General features: G+C 70.8%; 21 protein-coding genes. 12 read left to right on the top strand and 9 right to left on the bottom strand.

Going from position 1 to position 21,908, the window contains the following annotated elements:
- From ACFU95_RS29845 to ACFU95_RS29830, 4 genes are all read right to left on the bottom strand, one after another.
- Positions 1 to 396, bottom strand: a 396-nt coding sequence (locus tag ACFU95_RS29845; RefSeq protein ID WP_383833416.1) for an SDR family oxidoreductase, incomplete at its 3' end; no start/stop codon positions are given.
- A gap of 51 nt (positions 397 to 447) precedes the next feature.
- A complete protein-coding gene (locus ACFU95_RS29840; protein WP_383833413.1) occupies positions 448 to 924 on the bottom strand; it encodes a hypothetical protein in 477 nt (158 codons plus the stop codon).
- Positions 925 to 958: 34 nt separating this feature from the next.
- Positions 959 to 1,438, bottom strand: coding sequence for a MarR family winged helix-turn-helix transcriptional regulator (locus ACFU95_RS29835; RefSeq protein WP_383833410.1), 480 nt, complete (start codon positions 1,436 to 1,438; stop codon positions 959 to 961).
- 97 nt (positions 1,439 to 1,535) lie between these two features.
- Positions 1,536 to 3,173, bottom strand: coding sequence for an alpha/beta hydrolase (locus ACFU95_RS29830; protein ID WP_383833407.1), 1,638 nt, complete (start codon positions 3,171 to 3,173; stop codon positions 1,536 to 1,538).
- Positions 3,174 to 3,401: 228 nt separating this feature from the next.
- Here ACFU95_RS29830 and ACFU95_RS29825 point away from each other — a divergent pair, with 228 nt between their 5' ends.
- The 8 genes from ACFU95_RS29825 (at position 3,402) to ACFU95_RS29790 (ending at position 11,087) form a co-directional block, all read left to right on the top strand.
- The gene (locus ACFU95_RS29825) at positions 3,402 to 4,895 is read left to right on the top strand and encodes a beta-ketoacyl-[acyl-carrier-protein] synthase family protein (RefSeq protein WP_383833404.1); all 1,494 of its coding nucleotides are present in this window, start codon (positions 3,402 to 3,404) and stop codon (positions 4,893 to 4,895) included.
- Complete coding sequence (locus ACFU95_RS29820; RefSeq protein WP_383833401.1) at positions 4,892 to 6,127, top strand: ketosynthase chain-length factor; 1,236 nt, start codon at positions 4,892 to 4,894, stop codon at positions 6,125 to 6,127. The genes ACFU95_RS29825 and ACFU95_RS29820 overlap by 4 nt, the downstream gene beginning before the upstream one ends.
- Positions 6,128 to 6,243: 116 nt before the next feature.
- A complete protein-coding gene (locus ACFU95_RS29815; RefSeq protein WP_383833398.1) occupies positions 6,244 to 6,507 on the top strand; it encodes an acyl carrier protein in 264 nt (87 codons plus the stop codon).
- Positions 6,508 to 6,590: 83 nt separating this feature from the next.
- Positions 6,591 to 7,376, top strand: a complete 786-nt coding sequence (locus ACFU95_RS29810; protein WP_383833395.1) for an SDR family NAD(P)-dependent oxidoreductase — start codon at positions 6,591 to 6,593, stop codon at positions 7,374 to 7,376.
- Between the two features lie 30 nt (positions 7,377 to 7,406).
- A complete protein-coding gene (locus tag ACFU95_RS29805; protein ID WP_383833392.1) occupies positions 7,407 to 8,351 on the top strand; it encodes an aromatase/cyclase in 945 nt (314 codons plus the stop codon).
- An 84-nt stretch (positions 8,352 to 8,435) separates the two neighbouring features.
- Positions 8,436 to 9,311, top strand: a complete 876-nt coding sequence (locus ACFU95_RS29800) for a 4'-phosphopantetheinyl transferase family protein (RefSeq protein ID WP_383833389.1) — start codon at positions 8,436 to 8,438, stop codon at positions 9,309 to 9,311.
- Positions 9,292 to 10,881: an acyl-CoA carboxylase subunit beta gene (locus ACFU95_RS29795; protein ID WP_383833386.1), complete on the top strand. Its 1,590-nt coding sequence runs from the start codon at positions 9,292 to 9,294 to the stop codon at positions 10,879 to 10,881. The genes ACFU95_RS29800 and ACFU95_RS29795 overlap by 20 nt, the downstream gene beginning before the upstream one ends.
- Positions 10,878 to 11,087 carry an acyl-CoA carboxylase subunit epsilon gene (locus ACFU95_RS29790; RefSeq protein ID WP_383833383.1) on the top strand — a complete coding sequence of 70 codons (210 nt, stop codon included), beginning with the start codon at positions 10,878 to 10,880 and terminating at the stop codon, positions 11,085 to 11,087. The genes ACFU95_RS29795 and ACFU95_RS29790 overlap by 4 nt, the downstream gene beginning before the upstream one ends.
- A 70-nt stretch (positions 11,088 to 11,157) precedes the next feature.
- Here ACFU95_RS29790 and ACFU95_RS29785 read toward each other — a convergent pair whose 3' ends face one another.
- From ACFU95_RS29785 to ACFU95_RS29770, 4 genes are read right to left on the bottom strand one after another with little or no spacing between them, the layout of a single operon-like run.
- Positions 11,158 to 13,188 (bottom strand): trypsin-like serine peptidase, encoded by a 2,031-nt coding sequence (locus tag ACFU95_RS29785; protein ID WP_383833380.1) that lies wholly within the window; start codon positions 13,186 to 13,188, stop codon positions 11,158 to 11,160.
- 6 nt (positions 13,189 to 13,194) lie between these two features.
- Complete coding sequence (locus ACFU95_RS29780; protein ID WP_383833377.1) at positions 13,195 to 15,045, bottom strand: peroxidase family protein; 1,851 nt, start codon at positions 15,043 to 15,045, stop codon at positions 13,195 to 13,197.
- Positions 15,042 to 16,964, bottom strand: a complete 1,923-nt coding sequence (locus tag ACFU95_RS29775) for a GMC family oxidoreductase (RefSeq protein WP_383833374.1) — start codon at positions 16,962 to 16,964, stop codon at positions 15,042 to 15,044. The genes ACFU95_RS29780 and ACFU95_RS29775 overlap by 4 nt, the downstream gene beginning before the upstream one ends.
- Positions 16,961 to 17,365 carry a hypothetical protein gene (locus tag ACFU95_RS29770; protein WP_383833371.1) on the bottom strand — a complete coding sequence of 135 codons (405 nt, stop codon included), beginning with the start codon at positions 17,363 to 17,365 and terminating at the stop codon, positions 16,961 to 16,963. Before ACFU95_RS29770 ends, ACFU95_RS29775 begins: the two co-directional genes overlap by 4 nt.
- Positions 17,366 to 17,628: 263 nt before the next feature.
- Between ACFU95_RS29770 and ACFU95_RS29765 the strand changes: the two genes are divergently transcribed.
- From ACFU95_RS29765 to ACFU95_RS29755, 3 genes are all read left to right on the top strand, one after another.
- Positions 17,629 to 18,480: a phosphotransferase enzyme family protein gene (locus ACFU95_RS29765; RefSeq protein WP_383833368.1), complete on the top strand. Its 852-nt coding sequence runs from the start codon at positions 17,629 to 17,631 to the stop codon at positions 18,478 to 18,480.
- A 383-nt stretch (positions 18,481 to 18,863) separates the two neighbouring features.
- Positions 18,864 to 20,381 (top strand): SpoIIE family protein phosphatase, encoded by a 1,518-nt coding sequence (locus tag ACFU95_RS29760; RefSeq protein ID WP_383833365.1) that lies wholly within the window; start codon positions 18,864 to 18,866, stop codon positions 20,379 to 20,381.
- Positions 20,382 to 20,469: 88 nt separating this feature from the next.
- Positions 20,470 to 20,928 (top strand): SRPBCC family protein, encoded by a 459-nt coding sequence (locus ACFU95_RS29755; protein ID WP_383833362.1) that lies wholly within the window; start codon positions 20,470 to 20,472, stop codon positions 20,926 to 20,928.
- Positions 20,929 to 20,958: 30 nt separating this feature from the next.
- Here ACFU95_RS29755 and ACFU95_RS29750 read toward each other — a convergent pair whose 3' ends face one another.
- Positions 20,959 to 21,387 carry a VOC family protein gene (locus ACFU95_RS29750; RefSeq protein WP_383833359.1) on the bottom strand — a complete coding sequence of 143 codons (429 nt, stop codon included), beginning with the start codon at positions 21,385 to 21,387 and terminating at the stop codon, positions 20,959 to 20,961.
- A 139-nt stretch (positions 21,388 to 21,526) separates the two neighbouring features.
- On the opposite strand from ACFU95_RS29750, the gene ACFU95_RS29745 reads away from it, so the two are divergent.
- On the top strand, positions 21,527 to 21,700 hold the full coding sequence (locus ACFU95_RS29745) for a hypothetical protein (RefSeq protein WP_383833356.1): 174 nt from the start codon (positions 21,527 to 21,529) through the stop codon (positions 21,698 to 21,700).
- Positions 21,701 to 21,908: the final 208 nt, after the last annotated feature.

The raw sequence follows: 21,908 nt of genomic DNA, 5'->3' as shown, positions 1-21,908 counted from the left end.
GGAGGCGCTGTCGCGGCCGGCCATAGCGGGCGCGGCGGCGCGCATCAGGGCGATGGTTCCCCGCAGGTTGACGCCGATCACCCGGTCCACGTCGGCCATGTCCTGGCCGGTGAGGGTCCCGGGGATGAGGATGCCGGCGTTGCAGACGACCAGGTCCAGGCCGCCGTGGTGGGCGACGGTGTGCGCGACGGCGGCCTGCACGGTCGCCTCGTCGGCGATGTCGCCGGCCACCCAGGAGGCCGCCGGTCCGAGCCGGTCGGCCGCCTCCTTCAGCGGTCCTTCCCGGCGAGCGGTGATGACGACGCGCGCGCCGGCGGCCACGAGGGCCCTGGCGATGGACCATCCGATCCCTTCGCCGGCACCGGTGATGAGTGCGCTCTTTCCCGCGATCGACATGGGCGGGCCCTTCCGGATCGGGTACGGCCGCGTCGGCCGCGGCCGCGTCGGTTACGTCTGTGCGGTGACGGTCGCGGCGTGTTTCCCACGCCTGCGGGAGGCCGCGGTCAGCAGCCGGCCGTCGCGTACGTTGAGACTGAGCAGGGTGATGTTGACCGCGCCGCCGACGAGTTCGACGGCCTGGACCACCGCGAACGCGGTGCCGAAGTCGCCGTCGGCGGCGAGTCGCTGGAGGGCGACGGCGCACGGCACGAGGACCAGCAGCCCGATGGCGGCGGCCACCGCCGTACGGCGCTGCTTGCGCCGGATGAGCGGGGCACGTGACCGCGACGCGCTCAGGGACCGCCCGGTGCCCCCGGTGATCGCCATGCAGGGCACGAGAGCCAGCAGGGCGAAGGCGATGGCCGTCTTGACGGCCTTGACGGCTGTGTGGTCGCCGAAGACCTCGACCACGACGGACGCGACGAAGAACGAACCGATGAGTGTCAGTGCGAGAACCCCGGCAACGGCGTGCACTCGGGATTTCATGGACTTCTCCCCGTCCTGGGTTGAGGTCTTGGTCTCAGGGGCGCCCCATCGACTCCAGGTTCTCGATGGCGCACGCGATCAGGCGCAGCAGCAGGGCGGTCTCCGAGGGGTCCAGGCCGCGGGTCGCCGCGCCGTTGACCTCGTGGGCGGCGGCGACCAGCGGTGCCTGGAGTTCGCGGGCGCGATCGCTGAGCAGGACCTTCGCCTGGCGCCTGTCCTGTGGGTCGGGCACCCGGCGGATCAGCCCGTCGCGCTCCATGCGCTGCAAGGTGTTGGCCATCGTCGGCTGCTCGATCTGGACGCGCTCGCACAGCTCCCGCTGTGTGAGCCCCTCCTGCTCGTACAGCGCGAGCAGCTGGGCGAACTGCCCGGGCACGACCCCGTGCTCCTCGATGCGCAGCCGCAGCGCCCGTTCCAGAAGCCGCGCCAGATGGTTGACCTGGTATCCCAGCGATTCCTCCCGGGGCAGCCGCGCGGTCGGCGGGCTGGAGACGCCTTCGGGCTTCGTGGTCATGGTCCACCTCCGGCGCGACATCACTGCCTCGATTAGTCCATAGCAAGCTATGTATGTCAACCGAGTACGGGACGGTACGCGCCGCGCGTGGCGGCCGTCAGCGCGCCTCGGCCCCGAGGCGGTCGGCCATCCAGTCGCCGAAGCGCGGGATGAAGTCGCCGAAGTAGTTGGTGGCGACGTGGCGTTCACCGGGGTAGCGGATCAGTTCGGTCTCCCCGGCCGCCCAGTCCAGCATCCGTTCGCACGAGTCGATGGGAATGATCGTGTCGAGCTCGCCGTGGATGGCGAGCAGCGGAACGGTCAGCGGCGGCACGCCTCGCAGGTTCAGGCTGGTCCGGGCCAGCTCCTCCATGGCGTCGTCGTCGGCCTGGCCGAAGACGAACCGGAAGTCCTCGCGCACCATCACGTTGACGTCGCGGTAGTTGTCGAAGTCGAAACCGCCGGACAGATTGACGCACGCCTTGAAGCCCGGCACCAGGGCGGCACAGCGCGCGGCGAGGTAGCCACCGAAGCTCACCCCGAAGATGCCGACCCGGTCGGCGTCGACCTCGGGACGCCGTACCGCCTCCGCCAGCACCGCGGAGACCACGCGCTCGAAGTCGACCGCCATCGGAACCCTGCCGATGTGCACGCCCTGCCCCGGCCCGTCGAAGACGACCGCCGCCATGCCCCGCGCGATGAACTCGCGCGCGAAGGCGTACAGTTCGACCTCCTTGGCCGAGTCGAGGCCGTTGACCAGCACGACGGTCGGCCACGGGCCCTCGCCGGGCGGCCGCATGAGGTAGCCGGGAACGGCCAGCCCGTCACAGGTGACGTCCAGCGCGGTGACCCTCTCGCCCAGATGCGGGATACCCCGCTCGAAGATCTCGGTGACACGGTCGCGGCTGTCGAGCTTGGCCCGCGCGTCGTCGAAGTAGAAGAACTCCGCGTAGTGGTGACAGGCGGCGGCCTTGCGGTTGGCGGTACGGAACGTCTCCAGGTGGCCTGCCTCCAGCGCCTCGGCCGCGCGCCTCTCGTGGTGCACGCCGAGCGCGGACCACCTGCGGTGCCAGTCGGCCCAGTCCTCGTGCGTGCTCTCCTTGCGCAGGTCCTTGAGCACCATGGTGATGTCGCCCCAGTCGAGGCTCGCCAGGCCCAGGCGGCTGAAGAACAGCTCGCAGTTCTCGAACGTCGCGGCCGAGATGCCGTTCCCGGCCGTCCGCGGACCCCATGCGTCGCGCAGGCTGTCGTCCCCGGCCAGATCCCGGCCCGCCTCCAGCCACTCCTTCAGCGCGGCCAGGACGTTCTCGGTGGTGCGGAAGAGCGTCTCGCGCAGCCCCGCCGCGTCCGCCGCCGCGTCCGCCGCCGCGTCCTGCCGTGGCACGAAGACATGCTCGATGGCCAGCCTGGCCCCGCCGTCCGTCGGTTCGACGGTCCAGCTGCCTTCCATCGCGGCGATGGCCGACGGCAGTGTCACCATGCGGAAGTCGATACGGAACTCATCGGGCCGGTACCAGCGGTGCGAGCGGACGTCGTTGACTCCCAGTTCGTTCGCCACCGTCATGTCCATCACCACCTCGTGGGCGCCGACCTCGGTCCGGCTCACCCGGCGGGTGGTGGGGAAGATGCTCGGCCAGCGCTCGACGTCGGTGCAGGCATGCCAGACCCGGTCGGCCGGGACGTCGATGACGACGGTGTTGACGACGGAGCTCTTCGCTTCGGATCCCGGCTGGGTGCGTGCCGTGTGCGTGCTCAAGGAAACCCTCACATCGCGTCGGTGGTGCCGCTTCTCGTGGGCGGATTCGGACACTCTCCAGTTCCGCTCAAGGACGGCTCGAAGACCGGTCAAGGCCGCCCCGCCCCAGTTCGCGCGCCCAGGCCGGTCCGGCCGGGCGTCCCCCTTACGCGGACCTTGAGTCGTTCTTGAGCCACGGCCGAAAGGTTCGGCCGCGGCAAGGCGAGGACTCCACGAAAGGCAACCGACATGTCAGCGACGGACCCTGCTCGGGCCGACCGCCGCGCACAGCCTCCGGCACCCAGCGGGACGGGCGAAGTCCGCAGCGGTTCGGCCGCGTCCCGCAAGGACGCGGGGAACTGCGCGACCGGCCACGACGGCGCCGCGGACGGCCGCCGGCACACAGCGGCCACGCGGCGCAGCCGCACATCGACACCGGCGGCGGAGCGCTCGGCGCCCACGCCTCCCCGGCGGGTGGTGATCACCGGCATGGGCGTCATCGCGCCCGGCGGGACGGGCACCAAGGCGTTCTGGGACCTCATCACCTCCGGCCGCACCGCGACCGGACGCATCACCTTCTTCGACCCCGCGCCCTTCCGCTCCCAGATCGCGGCGGAGTGCGCGTTCGATCCCGCACACCAGGGCCTGACCCACCGCGAGATCCGCCGCATGGACCGGGCGACCCAGTTCGCGGTCGTCGCGGCCAGGGAAGCGGTGCACGACAGCGGCCTGGACTTCGGCACCCCGGACCCCGCACGGATCGGGGTGACCGTGGGCAGCGCCGTCGGCGCCACCATGGGTCTGGAGGAGGAGTACGTCGTCCTCAGCGACAGCGGCCGCAAGTGGCTCGTCGACCACTCCTACGGCGTCCCGCACCTGTACGGGCACTTCGTGCCGAGCAGCATCGCCGCCGAGGTCGCCATGGCGGTCGGCGCCGAGGGCCCGGCCGCGGTCGTCTCGGCCGGCTGCACCTCGGGCCTGGACGCGGTCGGCTACGCCCGCGACGTGATCGCCGAGGGCGGAGTGGACATCATGGTCGCCGGCGCCACCGACGCCCCGATCTCACCGATCGCGGTCGCGTGTTTCGACGCCATCAGGGCTACCACGGCCCGCAACGACGACGCCGCGCACGCCTCCCGCCCGTTCGACAGGAGCCGCAACGGCTTCGTGCTCGGCGAAGGGGCGGCCGTCTTCGTGCTGGAGGAGTACGAGCACGCCCGCCGGCGCGGTGCCCACGTCTACGCCGAGATAGCCGGGTTCGCCTCCCGCTGCAACGCCTTCCACATGACCGGACTGCGGCCGGACGGGCGGGAGATGGCCGAGGCCATCACCACCGCGCTGGACGAGGCCCGCCTGAACCCCGAGGACGTGGCGTACATCAACGCACACGGCTCCGGCACCAAGCAGAACGACCGGCACGAGACCGCCGCCTTCAAGCGCAGCCTCGGACCGCACGCGTACGACGTGCCCGTCAGCTCCATCAAGTCGATGATCGGGCACTCGCTCGGGGCGATCGGCTCGATCGAGATCGCCGCCTGCGCGCTGGCGATCGAGCACGGCGTGGTACCGCCCACCGCCAACCTGCACACCCCCGACCCGGAGTGCGACCTGGACTACGTCCCCCTGGTCGCCCGCGAACAGGACGTGGACACCGTGCTCACCGTGGGCAGCGGCTTCGGCGGCTTCCAGAGCGCCATGCTGCTGACGCGCCCCACCGGTCCGGCCGAGAGGACAGCCGCATGAGCGGCCACAGGACGAACACGGTGGTGACCGGGATCGGCGTGATCGCGCCGAACGGCGTGGGCACGGAGGAGTTCTGGACCGCGACGCTCAAGGGCGTCAGCGGCATCGACCGGATCAGCCGCTACGACGCGAGCGGCTACCCCTCGCCGCTGGCCGGGGAGGTCGTGGACTTCGACGCGGCCGGCCACCTCTCCAGCCGCCTCCTGCCGCAGACCGACCGGATGACGCAGATGGCTCTGGCCGCCTCGGACTGGGCACTCGCCGACGCGGCCGTGGACCCGGCCGCACTGCCCGAGTTCGGCATGGGCGTGGTCACGGCCAGCGCCTCCGGCGGCTTCGAGTTCGCGCAGCACGAGCTTCAGAAACTGTGGAGCAAGGGACCCGAACACGTCAGCGCGTACCAGTCGTTCGCCTGGTTCTACGCCGTCAACACCGGCCAGATCTCCATCCGGCACGGCATGCGCGGTCCCAGCGGGGTCCTGGTGACCGATCAGGCCGGCGGACTCGACGCGCTCGGACACGCACGGCGGCACGTGCGCAGGGGCACCGGCCTCGTCGTCTCCGGCGGGGTGGACGCCTCCCTCGCCCCCTGGGGCCTGGTCTCGCAGATCACCAGCGGGCGCCTGACCCGCACCACCGACCCCGAGCGGGCCTACGCGCCCTTCGACATCTCCGCGGACGGCCACGTGCCCGGCGAAGGCGGAGCCATCCTTGTCCTGGAGAGCGAGACGAGCGCCCGCGACCGCGGTGCCCACATCCACGGCACGATCGCGGGCTACGCGGCGACCTTCGACCCCGCGCCCGGCTCCGGACGCGAGCCCGGCCTGCGCCGAGCCGTCGAACTCGCCCTGGCGGACGCCTCGGTGGCCGCGCCGGACATCGACGTGGTCTTCGCGGACGCGGCCGGTGTGCGCTCCCTCGACCGTGCCGAGGCCGAGGCCCTGGCCGCCGTGTTCGGCCCGCACGCCGTGCCGGTGACCGCACCCAAGACCATGACCGGCCGGCTGTACTCCGGCGCGGCCTCCCTCGACGTCGCGACGGCGCTGCTGGCCATGCGCGACGGCGTCGTCCCGCCGACCCTGCGCGTACCCGACCCGGCACCGGACTGCCCGATCGCCCTGGTGCGGGACACGGCGCGCGAGATGACCGTGCGCACCGCGCTGGTGCTCGCCCGCGGCCACGGCGGCTTCAACGCCGCCGTCGTGCTGGGCCCCGCCCCCGGCGGCGACTGACCCGTCGCCTCCCGCGCCACCCCCGAGTCCGGACACCACGAGTCCGGACACCACGAGTCCGGACACCACGAGTCCGGACACCACGAGACCGCACACCACGACGGCAAGGACATCCCATGGCAGCACATGAACTGACCCTGACCGACCTGACCCGCATCCTCCGGGAGAGCGCCGGCGCGGACGAGAGCGTGAACCTCGACGGCGACATCCTCGACACCCCGTTCGCCGAGCTCGGCTACGACTCGCTGGCGCTGCTGGAGGCCGCCAGCCAGATCGAGCGCGAGGTGGGGATCACGCTCTCCGAGGACGCCCTGGGCGAGGCCGAGACCCCGCGCCAGTTCCTGAACCTGGTCAACGAACCGATCACCAGCGCCCCCTGAGCGGCGGGCCTTCCCGCCTCCCGGACGGGAAGGCCCGCCCACCCTCACTGATCAACTCCCCATCGGCCGAAGGAGAGCACAGCATGGCGAACGGCAACGCCGACGTGGTGATCGTCACCGGCGCCACCAGCGGGATCGGCTTCGCGGTCACCGAGAGCCTGGCCCAGCAGGGCATGAAGGTCTTCGTCTGCGCACGGCACGAGGAGGACCTGGCAGTCACCGTCAAGGACCTGCGCGAGCGCGGACTCGAGGTGGACGGACAGCGTTGTGACGTCCGCTCCCGGGACGAGGTGCACGCCTTCGTCGAAGCCGCGGTGCGCCGCTACGGCACCGTCGACTGCCTCGTCAACAACGCCGGACGCAGCGGCGGCGGAGTCACCGCCGGCCTCACCGACGAGACCTGGTACGACGTCATCGACACCAACCTCAACAGCGTCTTCCTGGTGACGCGCGAGGTACTCACCACCGGCGGCATGCTCGACAAGCCACGCGGCCGGATCGTCAACATCGCGTCCACGGGCGGCAAGCAGGGCGTCGTCCTGGGAGCGCCGTACTCGGCCTCCAAGCACGGCGTCGTCGGCTTCACCAAGGCCCTGGGCCTGGAGCTGGCGAAGACCGGCATCACCGTCAACGCGGTCTGCCCCGGCTACGTCGAGACGCCCATGGCACGTCAGGTCCGCGCCAACTACGCGCGGCTGTGGGGCAGCGACGAGCAGGAGGTCCTCGAACGCTTCGAGACCAAGATCCCGCTCGGCCGCTACTCCACCCCGCAGGAGGTGGCCGGCCTGGTCGGCTACCTGATGACGGACACCGCCGCCTCCATCACCGCACAGGCGCTCAACGTGTGCGGCGGTCTCGGCAACTACTGACGGCAGCGACGGACAAGGACTGGTGACCCCATGAACGACGTACAGCACACCATCACGGTGGCGGCCGCGCCCGAGACCGTGTACGCCCTGTTGGCGGATGCCACCGCCTGGCCGGTGAACTTCCAGCCCACCGTGCACGTCGAACAGCTCGAAGAGGACGGGCCGGACGAGCGCATCCGGATCTGGGCGGTCGCGGGCGACCAGGTCAAGTCGTGGACCTCGCGCCGCCGGCGGGACCCCGAGGGCCTGCGCATCGCCTTCCGGCAGGAGGTGTCCCAGCCGCCGGTCGCCGCCATGTCCGGCGCGTGGGTCCTGCGCGGGCTTCCGGAGGGCGGGACCGAGGTCGTCCTGGAGCACAGCTACCGGGCCGTCGACGACGACCCTGGGCAACTCGCCTGGATCGCCGAGGTCACCGACCGCAACAGCCGCGCCGAGCTGGCGAATCTCAAGGCGCTGGCCGAGCAGGCGGCCGACCGGTCGGAGCTGGTGCTGACGTTCGAGGACACCGTGATCGTCAAGGGCACGATCAGCGACATCCACGGCTTCCTCCGCCGGGCCGGGCAGTGGCCCGACCGGCTGCCGCACGTCGTCCGCATGGACCTGACGGAGGACGAACCGGGCGTGCAGATCATGGAGATGGACACCCTCACCGCCGACGGCGCGATGCACACCACCAAGTCGGTACGGGTCTGCCTCACCGACGAGCGGATCGTCTACAAGCAGACCGTCGTGCCCCCGCTGATGACCGCCCACACCGGCGAATGGCGGGTCACGGCCGTGGCCGACGGCGTCGCGGTGACCTCGCGGCACACCGTGGCGATCCGCCCCGATGCCGTACCGCGCATCCTCGGCGTGGACGCCACCGTGGCCGACGCCCGGGAGTTCGCCCGCACCGCACTGAGCGGCAACAGCCGGATCACCCTGGAGCACGCCAAGGCGTACGCCGAGGGGATGCCGGCCGGTTCACAGGTCTGAGGCGGGACGGGAAACGGGGGAACGGGGGCCGGGGACATGCGGTCGAGCAGGCTGAAAGCCACGGGCGATACGGCCGTGAACACCATGAGACGAGTCGGCGCGACCGCCACGGACCGGGACGCGGCAGGTTCCGTCGAGCGGTCCGGGGCGAGTGCCACGGACCGGCAAGCCGTGACGGGCATGGTTCGGCAGAGCCGAGGGGCCGGCGGCCGACGGAGCGAGGACGGCACGGTCGCCGTCTGGTGGCGGTACGCCGACCACGACCGGCGCGGCCAGGCCCGGGAACTGCTGCGTAGTGCCGCGGCCGAAGCGGTGGGGGCGCACCCGGCCGAGGTCCGCGTGGGCCGGGCGGCGTCCGGCGCCCCGGAGTTGTCCGGCGCCGCCTCGGGGCTGCTCGTCGGCGTGAGCCACACCCGGGGTCTGGTGACCGTGGCGGTCGCCGGGCCAGGTACCGGGGCCCTCGGGGTGGGCGTGGACGTGGAAGCCGTCCGGCCGCTGGACGCGCTCGCGCTCGCCGGCCGGTGGTTCACCGCGGACGAGGCCGCCTGGGTACGCGCGCTGCCCCCGGCCCTGCGGTCCGCGGGCCTGCTGGACCTGTGGACGCGCAAGGAGGCGGCCGGCAAGTCCCTCGGGACGGGACTGCGAGGAGGCGGCCTGCGCCGTCCGGTCGGAGTACCCCCGCCCGGCACTCCACCGGCGTCGCCCCGGCCGCTGACCCCGCTGCCCGGGACCGACCGTCTGGCAGGCAGCGTGCTGCCCGGACCACGCGGATACGTCCTGGCGTGTGCCGTCAACGGAGCCGGCACACCGTTTCCCGCTCTCGTCATACGGAGCGCCACGCCGGGGCCCGGACCCGGCCCAGAGCCCGCAAGCGGCGAAGAGGGGCCCCGGCCCACGGATCACCCGAACTCACCACCCCACCGCGGAGAGAGTGAACCCCATGCCCCTGCGCACTGCTGAGCACACCGCCACGAGCCCACCGAGCCTGCACGACCGGCTCACCGAACTCGATCAGCTCAAGGAGTCCGCTCGGGAGGGACCCGACCCGTCCGCCACCGAACGCCAGCACGCCCGCGGCAAGCTGACCGCCCACGAACGCGTCGACCTGCTCCTGGACGAGGGCTCGTTCACCGAGGTCGAGGCCCTACGGAAGCACCGGGCCACCGGCTTCGGCCTGGAGCGCCGGCGACCGCACGCGGACGGCGTGGTCACCGGCTGGGGCACCGTGCACGGCCGCACCGTCTTCGTGTACGCCCACGACTTCCGCGTCTTCGGGGGCGCGCTCGGCGAGGCGCACGCCGAGAAGATCCACAAGCTGATGGACATGGCGGAGGCTGCCGGAGCCCCACTTGTCTCGCTGAACGACGGCGCCGGCGCCCGGATCCAGGAGGGCGTCTCGGCACTGGCCGGCTACGGCGGCATCTTCCAGCGCAACACCCGCGCCTCCGGGGTGATCCCGCAGATCAGCGTCATGCTGGGCCCCTGTGCGGGTGGCGCCGCCTACGCCCCCGCACTGACCGACTTCGTCTTCATGGTCCGCGAGACCTCACAGATGTTCATCACCGGCCCCGACGTCGTCCGGGCCGTCACCGGCGAGGAGATCACGCAGAACGGTCTCGGCGGCGCCGACGTCCACGCGACCACGTCCGGTGTCGCGCACTTCGCCTACGACGACGAGAGCACCTGCCTGGAGGACGTACGGTTCCTGCTGTCGCTCCTGCCCGCCAACAACCGCGAACTCGCCCCCGTCGCGGCGTGCGATGACCCCGCCGACCGGCGCACCGACGCCCTGCTGGACCTGGTACCCCACGATCCGGGCCGCGCCTACGACATGCGGGCGGTCGTCGAGGAGATCGTCGACGACGGCGAGATGTTCGAGATCCACCCCGACTGGGCCACCAACATCGTGTGTGCCCTGGCCCGGCTCGACGGCCACGTCGTGGGGATCGTGGCCAACCAGCCCGCCACGTTCGCCGGTGTGCTGGACATCAAGGCGTCCGAGAAGGCCGCCCGATTCGTCCAGCTCTGCGATGCCTTCAACATCCCGCTGGCCACGCTCGTGGACGTCCCCGGCTTTCTGCCCGGAGTCGACCAGGAACACGGCGGCATCATCCGGCACGGCGCGAAGCTGCTGTACGCGTACTGCAACGCCACGGTTCCGCGCGTTCAGCTCATCCTGCGCAAGGCGTACGGCGGCGCGTACATCGTGATGGACTCCCGCTCCATAGGCGCGGACCTCTCCCTGGCCTGGCCGACGAACGAGATCGCGGTCATGGGAGCGGAAGGCGCGGCCGGCGTCATCTTCCGCCGTGAGATCGCGGCGGCCGGCGACCCGGAAGCGGTCCGGCAACAGCGGATCAAGGAGTACAGGTCCGAGCTGATGCACCCCTACTACGCCGCCGAGCGCGGGCTCGTCGACGACGTGATCGACCCGCGCGACACCCGGTCCGCGTTGATCCGTTCCCTGGCGATGCTGCGCCGCAAACACGCCGACCTGCCCTCCCGCAAGCACGGAAACCCCCCGCTGTGACGAGCCGCGACGCGGACGGGATACGCGTACTGCGCGGCCGCCCGAGCCACGAGGAGGTCGCCGCCGTCCTGGCCGTCCTCGTGGGCGTGGCCCACGCCAGTGAGCCTGCGCCGCCCGCGTCCGTGGCGGGCGAGGGCGCCTCCTGGGGCCGCGCACCCCACGTCACGCACCGCCAGATCCGCTCCTGGAAGTCCCAACCCACGTGATGACGCGTCCGCCTCGACGCCGGCGTCGAGGCGGACGCCGGGGCCGGTGCGGGCGGCGACCAACGCGAGGTCAGCCGGCAAGGCGACTGCCGATCGACCGGGCCACCTCGGCGTGGGCGAGGTACTCGGCGATGCTGTGTGCCCGGTCGCGGGCGTTGACGACCGCGAGGTCGGACAGGCCGTCCGCCCAGTCGTCGCCCAGCGGGCAGCCGATGGCCACCGCGTCGGTCGGGCACCAGACGTTGAGCCAGTCCGCCACGATGTCCGGTCGTTTGGGCCCGCCGACAAGGAGCCTGTTGTACACGCTGTCCAGGCCGAGGGGACTGCCCGCCGTGGTCAGATGGACGACGTTCACTCCGGGGGGCAGTCGGGTGGCCAGATCCAGGCCGACGACCGTGCCGAGGCTGTGGCTGACGAGCACCACTTCTCCCGAGTCCGGCATGGTCTCAAGGACGCAAGCCAGGACCTCGTCCCGGATGCGCCGGTCATCGAGGTAGGCGGCCACGTCGCGGAAGACCAGGGCTATGGCCCACGCGTCGAGGTCGCTCCTGGCGGCCAGCCAGCTCAGCCGCCTCTGCAGCGCCCCGACCACATCGCCCAGGCCGATCCGTTCGGTGGCCAGTTGGCTCTCGTGGGGCATGTACCACTTCGTGGCCGCCTCGCCGAGGATCTCCTCGTACACCGCGCGGGCGCCGGGGGTGACCGGTGCGACCACCTCCGCCGCGGTGGCGGTCGGCGCCTCGACGATGTGGGGGACGGCTTCGTGCGCGGTCAGGGCCTGCACCAGTCGGTCTCCGTAGTAGGGGAACCAGACGTCAGCCGGGTCGACCGGGGGGAGCCCGGCGCGGACGAGTCCCTGGTTGAGTCCGCCCGCCCATTCGCGGCGCAGTTTCTCGGGCTCCTTGCCTTCCTGGGAGCGACCGTGCAGGAAGACCAGATGCCGTTGGCCGCCGAACGCGCCGTCCCGGGCGCGCAGGCCCGCACGCGCGGTCGCCTTCTCGACGGCCGGGCTCGACGCCGCGACGACGGGAGGGGCGGCCGCCGGACCGACGGCGGCCTCGGCGAGGCCCAGCCCGGACTCCGGGCCCATCTCGGCCAGCAGTGCCTGCTGCCGGGCGGCGAGGGGCAGCGCGGCCAGGTGCTTCAGGATGGAACTGACGCGTACGCCCTCGTTGGACAGCCAGTCGATGGCGTCGTCGCCGTCACCGGGCTCCCAGACCTGTCCGTCACGGCGCAGGACGCGGCCCTGGCCATCGGTCCTGGGCACACCGCTGTGGTGGAGGGCGACGACCTCCCACTGGTCGTTGAAGACGGGAGAGCCCGAGTTTCCGGGCTCGGTGTCCGTCTTGTAGTGGAGGAAGTCGTCGAGGCGCACCTGGAGCATGTTGTCGCGTACGGCGATCTCCTTCAGGCGCCCCATGGGGTGGCCGATGACGTTGACCGGCTCACCGATCACCAGCTTGCCCAGCTGGGCGCTGAGCCGGTTCCAGCCGAAGGTCTCCCCCGGGGGCCGCGGGTCGGGGCCGGTGGCGACCAGTACCAGAGCGAAGTCGAGGCGTGGGTCCGCCACGAAGAACCCGTCGGGGTCGAGTTCCAGCCGTGTCACCGGCTGCGGGGTGTTGTCGACGGTGACCTGGGCGTCGAACTCCACGAAGCACTGCCGGGCGGTGTGCGCGTCGGGCAGCACGTGATGGTTGGTCATCAGCAGGCTCGGCGACACCAGGAAGCCGGTGCCGATGGGCAGCTCGCGGCCGTTCTCCCGCACCGAGATCCGGGCGATGGTACGTGCCGCCCGGGCGCCGCGCGGCAGGAAGCTCCACGCCTGGAGTTCCTTGGAGACGCCGAGGATGCGTTCGTACGCGGCGGGCGCGGCCAGCGGTTCCGCCCGGACGGCCTCCACCACCATGGCGGCGGGCACCGCGTGCCGGTCGAGCAGGCGGGCGGCGCGCGCCGCGAGCGCCTCCTGCGAATCCGGGAAGGTGACCCCGGCGTCCTGCTGGCGCTCGACCGACCGCCGCTCGTCGCCGGTCTCGTCGTACCGCGCGGCGGCCGCCGCGACCTGGCGCTCCCGTTCCTCGCGGGACCTGTCCGTCGCTGCCATCTCAGGTCACCGTCCTTCCGGGGGCGTGTGCCACGGTACGAAGGCGTTCGTCAGCCCCGCGAGAGCCGTACGCAGCTCCGGGTGGTGGCGCAGCAGCACCGTGATCATGCTGTTGTCGTCGATCCAGGCCATACCGGCCTTGGAGTACACCTCGGGGGTGTAGTACTCGGTGAAGAAGCGGTCGCTGTTCAGCCGGCGTGAGGCCATCAGGATGAAGATGCGGAACGCCGTGTCGCTGAAGGCGAATCCGGCGGGCAGTTTCTCCGCGTACAGCCCGACCATGAGGTCGACCTTCTCGATGTCACCGTCGTAGAGCTGCTCGATCTGCTCCGCGACCGCCCGGTTCTCCGCCAGTTCCAGGAAGTTCGCCGCGGGCTTCAGCCGTAGCAGCCGACGGAACTCGTTGTAGCGGGGGACGCCCAGCTCCCGGGAGCGCAGGATGTCGGTGGCGGCGAGGTCCTGGAGTTGTCCGTCGGGGCGCTCGAACTCCTGGAGGAACCTGGGGAAGTTGTGCAGGGTGACCAGTCCGGGATGGAGCGTGCCGAAGCTGTAGAGCAGATCGGCCATCTCGGTGGTCTCCAGTACCTTCAACGCCCCGGGGCCGGTGATGTCGCGCAGGGTGCAGTGGCGCAGGCTCGTGTCGTCGGCGGCGGAGCGCAGATGCCACTCGTCGCGGATGAGCGGGTGCATGCGGTAGACGGCCACGAACTCCTCGGTGAGGGAGTACGGGACGCCGTAGTGGTCCCGTTCGCCGCCGGGGATGCCACTGAGGACCTCGCTGTCGCTGATCCGGCCGAAGAGGTTGTGGACGCGCTCGCCCGCGATGCCCCACCAGTTGGCGCGCAGTGCCTTGACGGTGGTGGGGTGGCTGATCACGGCCGGTGTCCACTCCACGGTGTGGATCTTGGCGAGGAGCGCGGCGTTGACGAGCCGGGCACGCTGGAAGAGTTCCTCGTCGTTCCAGGACGGGTACGCGCCGTGCAGGTGATCGCAGATCGCGTTGTGCTCACGGGCGAACAGGTCGTGCATCATGGCCAGACCCAGCCAGAAGCCGGGGATGTGCGAGGGGTCCCGGGCGGGGTCCGAGGGGAACGGGGACTGTTCGTCGTCCCACAGGTGCAGTTTGCCCGACTGGCCGCTGCGCATCTGGCGCTGCTCGGTCTCGTTCGTCCCGTAGATCTGCGAGGCGTCCCACCAGTGGGAAGACACGTTGACTCGGGTGTCGGGGGTTCCGGGGGGCGCCTGCGGGTCGCGGGTCGGGTCGTCCGGTGTCCGCATGATCCGCATGGGGTGTTCCGGCCACGGGTCGTCGTCCATGAGGGGCACTTCCCAGGGGCGTTCCGTGGGGCTGGTCCCGTGGCTGAACCAGTCGCGGACCATGAACTGAAGCCAGGCGGCGACCAGGGAGTTGACCGATTCGGCCGGGGTGAGCTCGTCGCGGGTGAGCAGGGCGCGGCTGACCTCGCGCGGGCTCGGCGTGGACAGGACGTCCTCGGGTGCGGTGGGGGCGATCCGGTCCAGCGGGATGTTCCGGCCGAAGCGGGTGCCCGCCATGCCCATCCGGGGCTCGTCGAGGTCGTTGTGGCTGCCGTCGGCGGTCCGGTTGACCCGGTGGCTTTCGGAGGGGGGTGCGGGATCGGGCAGATCGACCGAGGGCAGCCGGCCGGTGTCGTGGAGGTTCTCCTGCCGGAGCTTGACGCGCAGCCCGAGGAGCGTCAGCAGCCCGGGGATGACGGGCAGTCTGTCCCAGCCGATGCGCCGGTCGACCTTCTCGGCGCCGGCGGTGACGATCCGCCAGGGCAGTGACGTACGGTATCCGGCTGCGGAACCTCGTGCGGCGCGTCGTTGCTTGCTCATGGCGGTACTCCTTGGGCGGTTTCGAGGATCACGTCGCTTGCCTTCTCGCTGATCATGTAGATGGGGGCGGCGACGAAGAATCCGGGAATGCGGGGGAAGACCGAGGCGTCGACGATCCGCAGACGGTCCACGCCACGCACCCGGAACTCGCTGTCGACGACGGCCGCGGGGTCGTCCCTCCGTCCCATACGGCAGGTGCAGGAGGCGTGGTGGCCCCATGCCTCGTCCTGCACGAAACGGCGGACGTCGTCGCGGCCGTCGACCTCCTCGCCGGGCCACAGCTCCTCGCGGATCACGGAGCCGGCCCTGCGGTTCATCGCCCGCACGAACTCGACGGCACCGGCCATGGCTTCGAGATCGGCGGCGTCCTTGTCCGTGCCCTCGCCGAAGTAGTGGAAGTTCACCAGCGGGGTGTCACGGGGGTCGGTGGAGCGCAGCCGCACCCGGCCCCCGGTGTTGTGGGTGCGGCTCTTGAGGATCGCCCAGGTGAAACGGTCCTGGTGTCGTGTCAGGTCGAGCGAGTAGCCGGGGCGGTAGCCCCGGAAGTCGAAGGGGCCGCCGAAGATGAACAGGTCGGGTGTGTCCAGCTCCGGACGGGACTTGCGGGTGAGACCGACGACGGCGCCGTTGGTCGTGTACAGACCTTCGCCGCGACGCCAGGCCCGGTAGCAGGGGTCCGGTTCGGTCCCGGGCCGCGGCGCGTGGAATTCGCAGTCCTTGAGGACCGGGAACTCTCTGTCCATCCGGCTGACCACGCCGACCTCGTACCGGTCCTGGAGATGGGCCCCGACCCCCTGGAGGTCGACCCGTACGGGGATGTCGTGGCGTTGCAGCTCCGCGCGCGGTCCGATGCCCGAAAGCATCAGCAGCTGGGGCGTGTTGAAGGCCCCCGCGGCCAGGATCACCTCACGGGAGGCGAGGACCCTGCGCAGGACCGGTGGCCCGGTGTCCGTCGGGCTGGCGGGGTCGGCCCGGTAGGCGTGTGCCTCGTCCAGGTAGTCGACACCGGCCGCGGCTCCGTTCCCGTCCAGTACGACCCGGGCCGCCAGGGCGTTCGTACGGACGACCAGGTTGCCCGGATGGCTTCGCTGTACGGCCTGGACACGCTCGCGTGCGGCGCTGCGCCGTCCGTTCGCCGTGGAGAGGGGGATCTGCCACAGCCCCTGGAGGGCACGCGTCTGCGCCCGCCAGTCGTTGGGGTCGACGAAGGAGCCGAACCCCTCCAGCGGGGACAGGGGCCGATCCAGCAGGTCGGCCAGCGAGTCCTCGGCGGCCGAGAGGATGACCTTCAGCAACTGCTTGTCCTGGACGGCCAGTTCGGGGTCGGCGAGGGAGGTCGGCAGCCAGCCGTCGAATCCGTGGCGGGCGTCGTTGCGGTAGCGGGCGCCCGTGAAGGGCAGGATCTTCAGCAGCGCGGCCAGCAGCGGGTTGGCGGGCGGCTCCTTGGGCCTAGGCCGGTAGGTGCAGCGTTCCAGCCGCTCGAAGTAGCTGCGCATGGCGGTGCTGTGCCACGTCGCGTCGCCGGTCTCCTCCGCGATCGCGTCCCAGTCGCTGTTGTACGGATAGACGGTGATCAGCGCGTGGTGCGCGGTGCAGCCGCCGACCGTCCCGGCACGCGGGTAGAGGATGCCCCGGCCCTGGACGAGTTTGCTGTCGCGCTGTTGCTGCCCCTCGTCGGCGTAGTGCCGTACGAAGTAGTTCCAGCACTGGACGGGGTCCTCGGAGGCGTCCGTGTGGAAGGCCGGCACCAGGTAGTTGTCGTTCTCCGGGGCGCCTCCCGCGTCGAGCAGCAGGGTGCGCATGCCCGCGGCGGCGAGGTTGGCGGCCAACGGTCCGCCTCCCGCCCCCGCGCCGACGACGACGTATTCGAAATCCGTCTCGGGCGGGGACGAGGCTACGGCACCGGGTCCTGCGGTCACTTCCGCTTCGCCTTCGCCGAGTTGGCGAGCGAGGTGGCGGCCAGGACGGTGTTGGCGGCCGAGATGAGCGTCGTCAGTACCGCGGTACGCGGTGGAAGCCGGCCGCTCAGGCCCAGCGTGGCCGCCGTCGCGGTGTCACTGGCGTGGATCAGGACACCGTCGCGCAGGTCCTCCCGCAGCCGCTCGTCACGGTTGGTCAGCAGATCGAGGCCGAGCAGGATCGTACGGATCCCGAAGAGCCGGAAGGCGTACACGGCCGCCGGACTGGCCGGCTCACGCTCGGGGTCCAGGCGCCGGATGAGCAGGTCCGGTGCGAACAGTCCGGCGGCCCCGTTGAAGAGCCGGATTCCGGCGAGTGCGTAGAGCGAGACAGCGCGAGGGCCCGATTTCAGGGTGGCCATCATGTCTCCTGATGGTGCGGTGATTCTTGCGGTGACGGGAACTACCGCCGAACCCCCCGACGAGGGAGAAGAACACCTCGGAAACACTCCAACCATCACATTAGGGGAACCGCGACTCCCCTGCACCTCGAGCCCCGTGCTGCACCGGTGTCTCCGGCGCGCGTACATCGCCGACAGCTCCGGAGGAAGACGACTTGGTAGGGTGAGCGGCTTTACCGCTCGGCGAGTTGTGGCAGGGCTCAAGTGAGAGAGGCCGGGTAACGATGCAGGCGTCAGAGGTCCCGCGTGTGGTGGCCGCGGCCATGTCGACCGCCGGGTCACTCGGCCTGGCGGTCGACGACGCGGTCGTTCTTCATGACTCGAACAAGCTGACTCTGCGTCTGCTGCCGTGTGACGTCGTGGCCCGGGTGGCACCTGTAGCCGACCAGGTCGCGCAGTTCGAGGTCGAGCTTGCTCAGCGGCTCGCCGAATCCGGGTGCCCTGTGGCTGCTCTCGACCCTCGAACGGAGCCACGCGTCCATGAGCGTGACGGCTTCGTGGTCACGTTCTGGACCTACTACGCACCCGTGACAGGTCGAGAGGTCTCACCGGCCGAGTACGCCCATGGGCTGGAGCGGCTGCACGCCGGCATGCGCGAGCTCGATGTCCCGACGCCGCACTTCACGGATCGAGTCGAGCAGGCTCAACGACTCGTGGCGAACCGTGATCTCACCCCGGCACTCGCCGACCCGGACCGGGAGCTGCTCGACGACACGTTACGGAACCTGAGACGAGTGATCGGCGAGCGCGGCGGCGCCGAGCAGCTGCTGCACGGGGAGCCGCACCCGGGCAACGTGCTCGCCACGAAGAACGGTTTGCTGTTCATAGACTTTGAGACGTGTTGCCGTGGGCCCGTCGAATTCGATCTCGCCCATGCGCCGGATGATGTCAGCAAGCACTATCCGGGCGTCCGGCAGGACTTGCTGCGCGAGTGCCGGATCCTCATGCTGGCGATGATCACGGCGTGGCGCTGGGACAGGGGCGACCAACTCCCGAACGGGCGTCTGCTGGGCGCACAGTGGCTGGGCCAGATCCGAGCGGCACTCGACCGAGACGGCCTGGATGCCCACGGCTGATCGCGGAGCTACCTCGACGCAAGATCGGCACACGCAGCGACACGCTGACGACCATGATCGCCGAGCACAGGGTCCGCAGCTCAGCTCATTGCCGAAACGATCACGAGATCCCGCAGCAGGATTGGCATGCCCCTGCCATCACCGCTCGACCCCCGGCCGGCCCCTCCTGTCCACTCCCCCGGCGAAACCGCAGGTCCGCAGGGGCTGACCAGTGCCGACGCCGCCCCGCGCGGACAACCTTCCAGAGCGCAGTGCTGCCCCTCACCGACTTTGGCGTGCACGCGTGGGCGGCGGAGTAGGACGATGGGATGGCGTGCAGTGGCGCCGGCACACGCCGAGGCGGCACGGCGCCGGTCTGATCTGCGGCGGGAGGAGCCTGCGGTATGGGTGCGACCGAACCCCTCCGGGGTGATCCCGGCACGGCGGGTGTGGTGGCGACCAGGCCGGGTGACCTACTGGATGTGCTGAACGTGGCCGCCGTCCTCCTCGACGCCCAAGGCAAGATCGATCTCTGGAGCCCGCAGGCGGAGTCCCTCTTCGGCTACAGCACCGAGGAGGCCCTGGGCCAGTACGCGGGCCAGCTGCTGATCGACCAGGAGCACCTCGACACGGTGCTGTCGCTGTTCGCCCAGGTCATGCGGGACGGAAGGAGCTGGGCCGGGGTCTTTCCCGTCCGCCGCAAGGACGGCAGCAGGCGCATGGTGGAGTTCCGCAACATGCGGTTGCAGGACGACCAGCGCGACTACTGGGCGTTGGGTCTGGCCACGGACCAGGCGACGCTACGGCAGGTGGAGCGCAACCTGGCCCTGTCCGCCCAGCTGGTGTCCCAGTCGCCGATCGGGCTGGGCATGCTGGACACCGATCTCCGGTACATCTCCGTCAACCCCGCGGAGGAACGGATGAACGGCGTGCCGGCCGCCGAGCACATCGGCCGCCATGTCCATGAGGTGCTGCCCTTCCTGGACGAGTCCTTCGAAGGTGCCATGCGTGAGGTCCTGGCCTCCGGGAGGCCGATCGTGGACCAGTACACGGTCGGTCGCACGGCGGCCGACCCGGACCACGACCACGCCTGGTCGATCTCGTTCTACCGGCTCGAATCCCCCAACGGGAAAGTGCTCGGCGTGGCCACCTCCAGCGTCGACGTCACCGACCGGCACCACGCCGCGGAGGAACAGCGCCGCACCGCCCTCACCCTCCAACGCAGCCTGCTGCCCCATCCCCCTCCACAGCGACCCGGTCTCGATGTCGCCTTCCGCTACCGCCCCGCCCAGGCCACCATCGAGATCGGCGGCGACTGGTTCGACGTCATCCCCCTCAAGGGCGACAAGACCGCCCTCGTCGTCGGCGACGTCATGGGCAGCGGCATCACAGCCGCGGGTGCCATGGGACAGCTGCGCACCGCCACCAGGACGCTGGCCGACCTCGATCTGGCCCCCGACCAGGTCCTGCACCACCTCGACCACATCACCGAGGACGTCGACACCATCGCCACGTGCGTCTACGCCGTCTTCGACCCCCGCACCGCGCGATGCCACGTCTCCCTTGCCGGACACCTGCCGCCCGTCCTCCTTCGCCGGGACGGCACCCGCGAGCTGCTCGACCTGCCCACCGGGGCGCCCTTGGGCGGCTGCGGCATCTCCTTCGACTCCACCTCCGTCGACTTCGGGCCCGGGGACCAACTCGTCCTGTACACCGACGGCCTCGTCGAGACCCGCGACCAGCCGATCGACGTACGCCTGGACGCCCTCCTCGGCATCCTCGATGACCCGCACCGCTCCCTCGACGCCACCTGTGACCTGCTCCTGCGCACCCTGCGTGAAGACGGCGACCACGACGACGTAGCCCTGCTCGTCGCCCGGGCCGGTCCCGACCCCGTCGGCGAGGCGACCGGCGAGGGGTGAAGATTTTGAGTTCGCGGGCGAGCATGGTTGTCAGACCGAAAGGCGTCGCGGGCGCGCCGCGGCTCGATCGAGCGATGGAGGAGTGCTCATGGCAGGACAGTTCGAAGCAACGATCGAGGTCGACCGACCTGTCGAGGCGGTGTTCGACTACCTCGCCGACGGACGCAACGACCCGCAGTTCAGCCCTCGCGTGCTCAGGATCGAGCGGGTCCCCGACACCTCGACGACCGTGGGGACGGTCTTCCGCAGCACGGTCAAGGACGCCGGGGTCAAGACAGCCAGGGAGTTCCGCATCACCGACCTCACGGTCCCGGAAAGGATCCGCTGGACCGAGGTCTCGAAGAACAGCGTGGCGGTCCGCGAAGGCGGCTACGACCTCCTGGCGCTGGACGGTGGCAGGACTCGCGTGCGCATCTTCAACGTGCTCGAAGGCCACGGCGTCGGCAAGCTCCTCGTCGGCCTGGCGCTGACCGCCGCCCGCAAGGATGCCGACGCCTTCGGCGCCCGGATCAAAGCAGCGGCTGAATCAGCGATCGATCCACGCTGACGACGCCGATGCCGAGAGTTCGCAGGACGCTCAGTCGAGGCAGAACTCGTTGCCCTCGATGTCCTGCATCACGATGCACGCGTCGTGGCCGTCGTACAGCAGGCGCACGCGTACCGCGCCGAGCGCGATCAACCGTGTGCACTCGGCCTCGAGCTTGGCCAGGCGCTCTTCACCCACGAGTCCGGTGGCGACCCGCACGTCGAGGTGCACCCGGTTCTTGGCGACCTTGCCTTCGGGAACGCGCTGGAAGAACAGTCGCGGGCCGACACCTGAGGGGTCAGTGCACGCGAACCACGAACCCTGCTCCTCAGCCGGCTGGGAGCGGTCGAAATCGTCCCAAGTGGCAAACCCCGCCGGTGGCGGCGGTACGACGTACCCCAACACCTCGCACCAGAAGCGAGCGACGCGCTCGGGTTCCGCGCAGTCGAAGGTGACCTGGAACTGCTTGATCGTTGACACGGACGCACCATAACAGGGGGGCTCCTCTCCTCATCTCCCGGCAGGGATACGCACGTTCACCGGGCTCGTCAGCAGTCCAACGAGTCCCAGAGGCGGCGAGGACCCGGGCACCCCGACCAGGGTCCTGGGTCATCCACCAGTGGCCGAGCCCGTCGAGCGTCGCGGTCCCGGCGCCGGCCAACCGCGCCATGCGGCACCGCTGTTCGATGGTCCCGACCACGAGGTCTTCGGTGGCGAGCAGAGCGACGCCCGGCCGCTGCGCGGCGCCTCCGAGGTTGCGGCCGAGCTCGGCCATCACCGGTTGGGCGGCTGACCGGTAGAGCGCGTACGCGGCCCGCCCCATCGCCTCGTCCTGGCCTGCCGCGACCCGCTTCGCCACCGGCTCGCTCATGCCGAACTTCACGAGCATCGCGACCCGCGTGGCGAGGTCCGAGCCGAGCGGGACGGCGGGATCCGGCCCTGTGCACTCCGGTGCCTGCTGGCTCAGGGCGAACTCGTGCCACCCGTACTCCGCGTCGAAG

It is taken from the genome of Streptomyces sp. NPDC057623 (assembly GCF_042800355.1).
Classification (GTDB): Bacteria; Actinomycetota; Actinomycetes; order Streptomycetales; family Streptomycetaceae; genus Streptomyces.
Note: the sequence above shows the minus strand (reverse complement) of the source record. Positions and strands in the feature narration are given on the sequence as shown.

Excerpts from the sequence above, each read along its gene's own strand:
- ACFU95_RS29785 (WP_383833380.1), bottom strand. The coding sequence starts at position 13,188 with ATGGCAGCGACGGACAGGTCCCGCGAGGAACGGGAGCGCCAGGTCGCG.
- ACFU95_RS29780 (WP_383833377.1), bottom strand. The coding sequence starts at position 15,045 with ATGAGCAAGCAACGACGCGCCGCACGAGGTTCCGCAGCCGGATACCGT.
- ACFU95_RS29825 (WP_383833404.1), top strand. The coding sequence starts at position 3,402 with ATGTCAGCGACGGACCCTGCTCGGGCCGACCGCCGCGCACAGCCTCCG.
- ACFU95_RS29765 (WP_383833368.1), top strand. The coding sequence starts at position 17,629 with ATGCAGGCGTCAGAGGTCCCGCGTGTGGTGGCCGCGGCCATGTCGACC.
- ACFU95_RS29770 (WP_383833371.1), bottom strand. The coding sequence starts at position 17,365 with ATGGCCACCCTGAAATCGGGCCCTCGCGCTGTCTCGCTCTACGCACTC.
- ACFU95_RS29805 (WP_383833392.1), top strand. The coding sequence starts at position 7,407 with ATGAACGACGTACAGCACACCATCACGGTGGCGGCCGCGCCCGAGACC.
- ACFU95_RS29835 (WP_383833410.1), bottom strand. The coding sequence starts at position 1,438 with ATGACCACGAAGCCCGAAGGCGTCTCCAGCCCGCCGACCGCGCGGCTG.
- ACFU95_RS29760 (WP_383833365.1), top strand. The coding sequence starts at position 18,864 with ATGGGTGCGACCGAACCCCTCCGGGGTGATCCCGGCACGGCGGGTGTG.
- ACFU95_RS29820 (WP_383833401.1), top strand. The coding sequence starts at position 4,892 with ATGAGCGGCCACAGGACGAACACGGTGGTGACCGGGATCGGCGTGATC.
- ACFU95_RS29800 (WP_383833389.1), top strand. The coding sequence starts at position 8,436 with ATGAGACGAGTCGGCGCGACCGCCACGGACCGGGACGCGGCAGGTTCC.
- ACFU95_RS29810 (WP_383833395.1), top strand. The coding sequence starts at position 6,591 with ATGGCGAACGGCAACGCCGACGTGGTGATCGTCACCGGCGCCACCAGC.
- ACFU95_RS29795 (WP_383833386.1), top strand. The coding sequence starts at position 9,292 with ATGCCCCTGCGCACTGCTGAGCACACCGCCACGAGCCCACCGAGCCTG.
- ACFU95_RS29815 (WP_383833398.1), top strand. The coding sequence starts at position 6,244 with ATGGCAGCACATGAACTGACCCTGACCGACCTGACCCGCATCCTCCGG.
- ACFU95_RS29840 (WP_383833413.1), bottom strand. The coding sequence starts at position 924 with ATGAAATCCCGAGTGCACGCCGTTGCCGGGGTTCTCGCACTGACACTC.
- ACFU95_RS29755 (WP_383833362.1), top strand. The coding sequence starts at position 20,470 with ATGGCAGGACAGTTCGAAGCAACGATCGAGGTCGACCGACCTGTCGAG.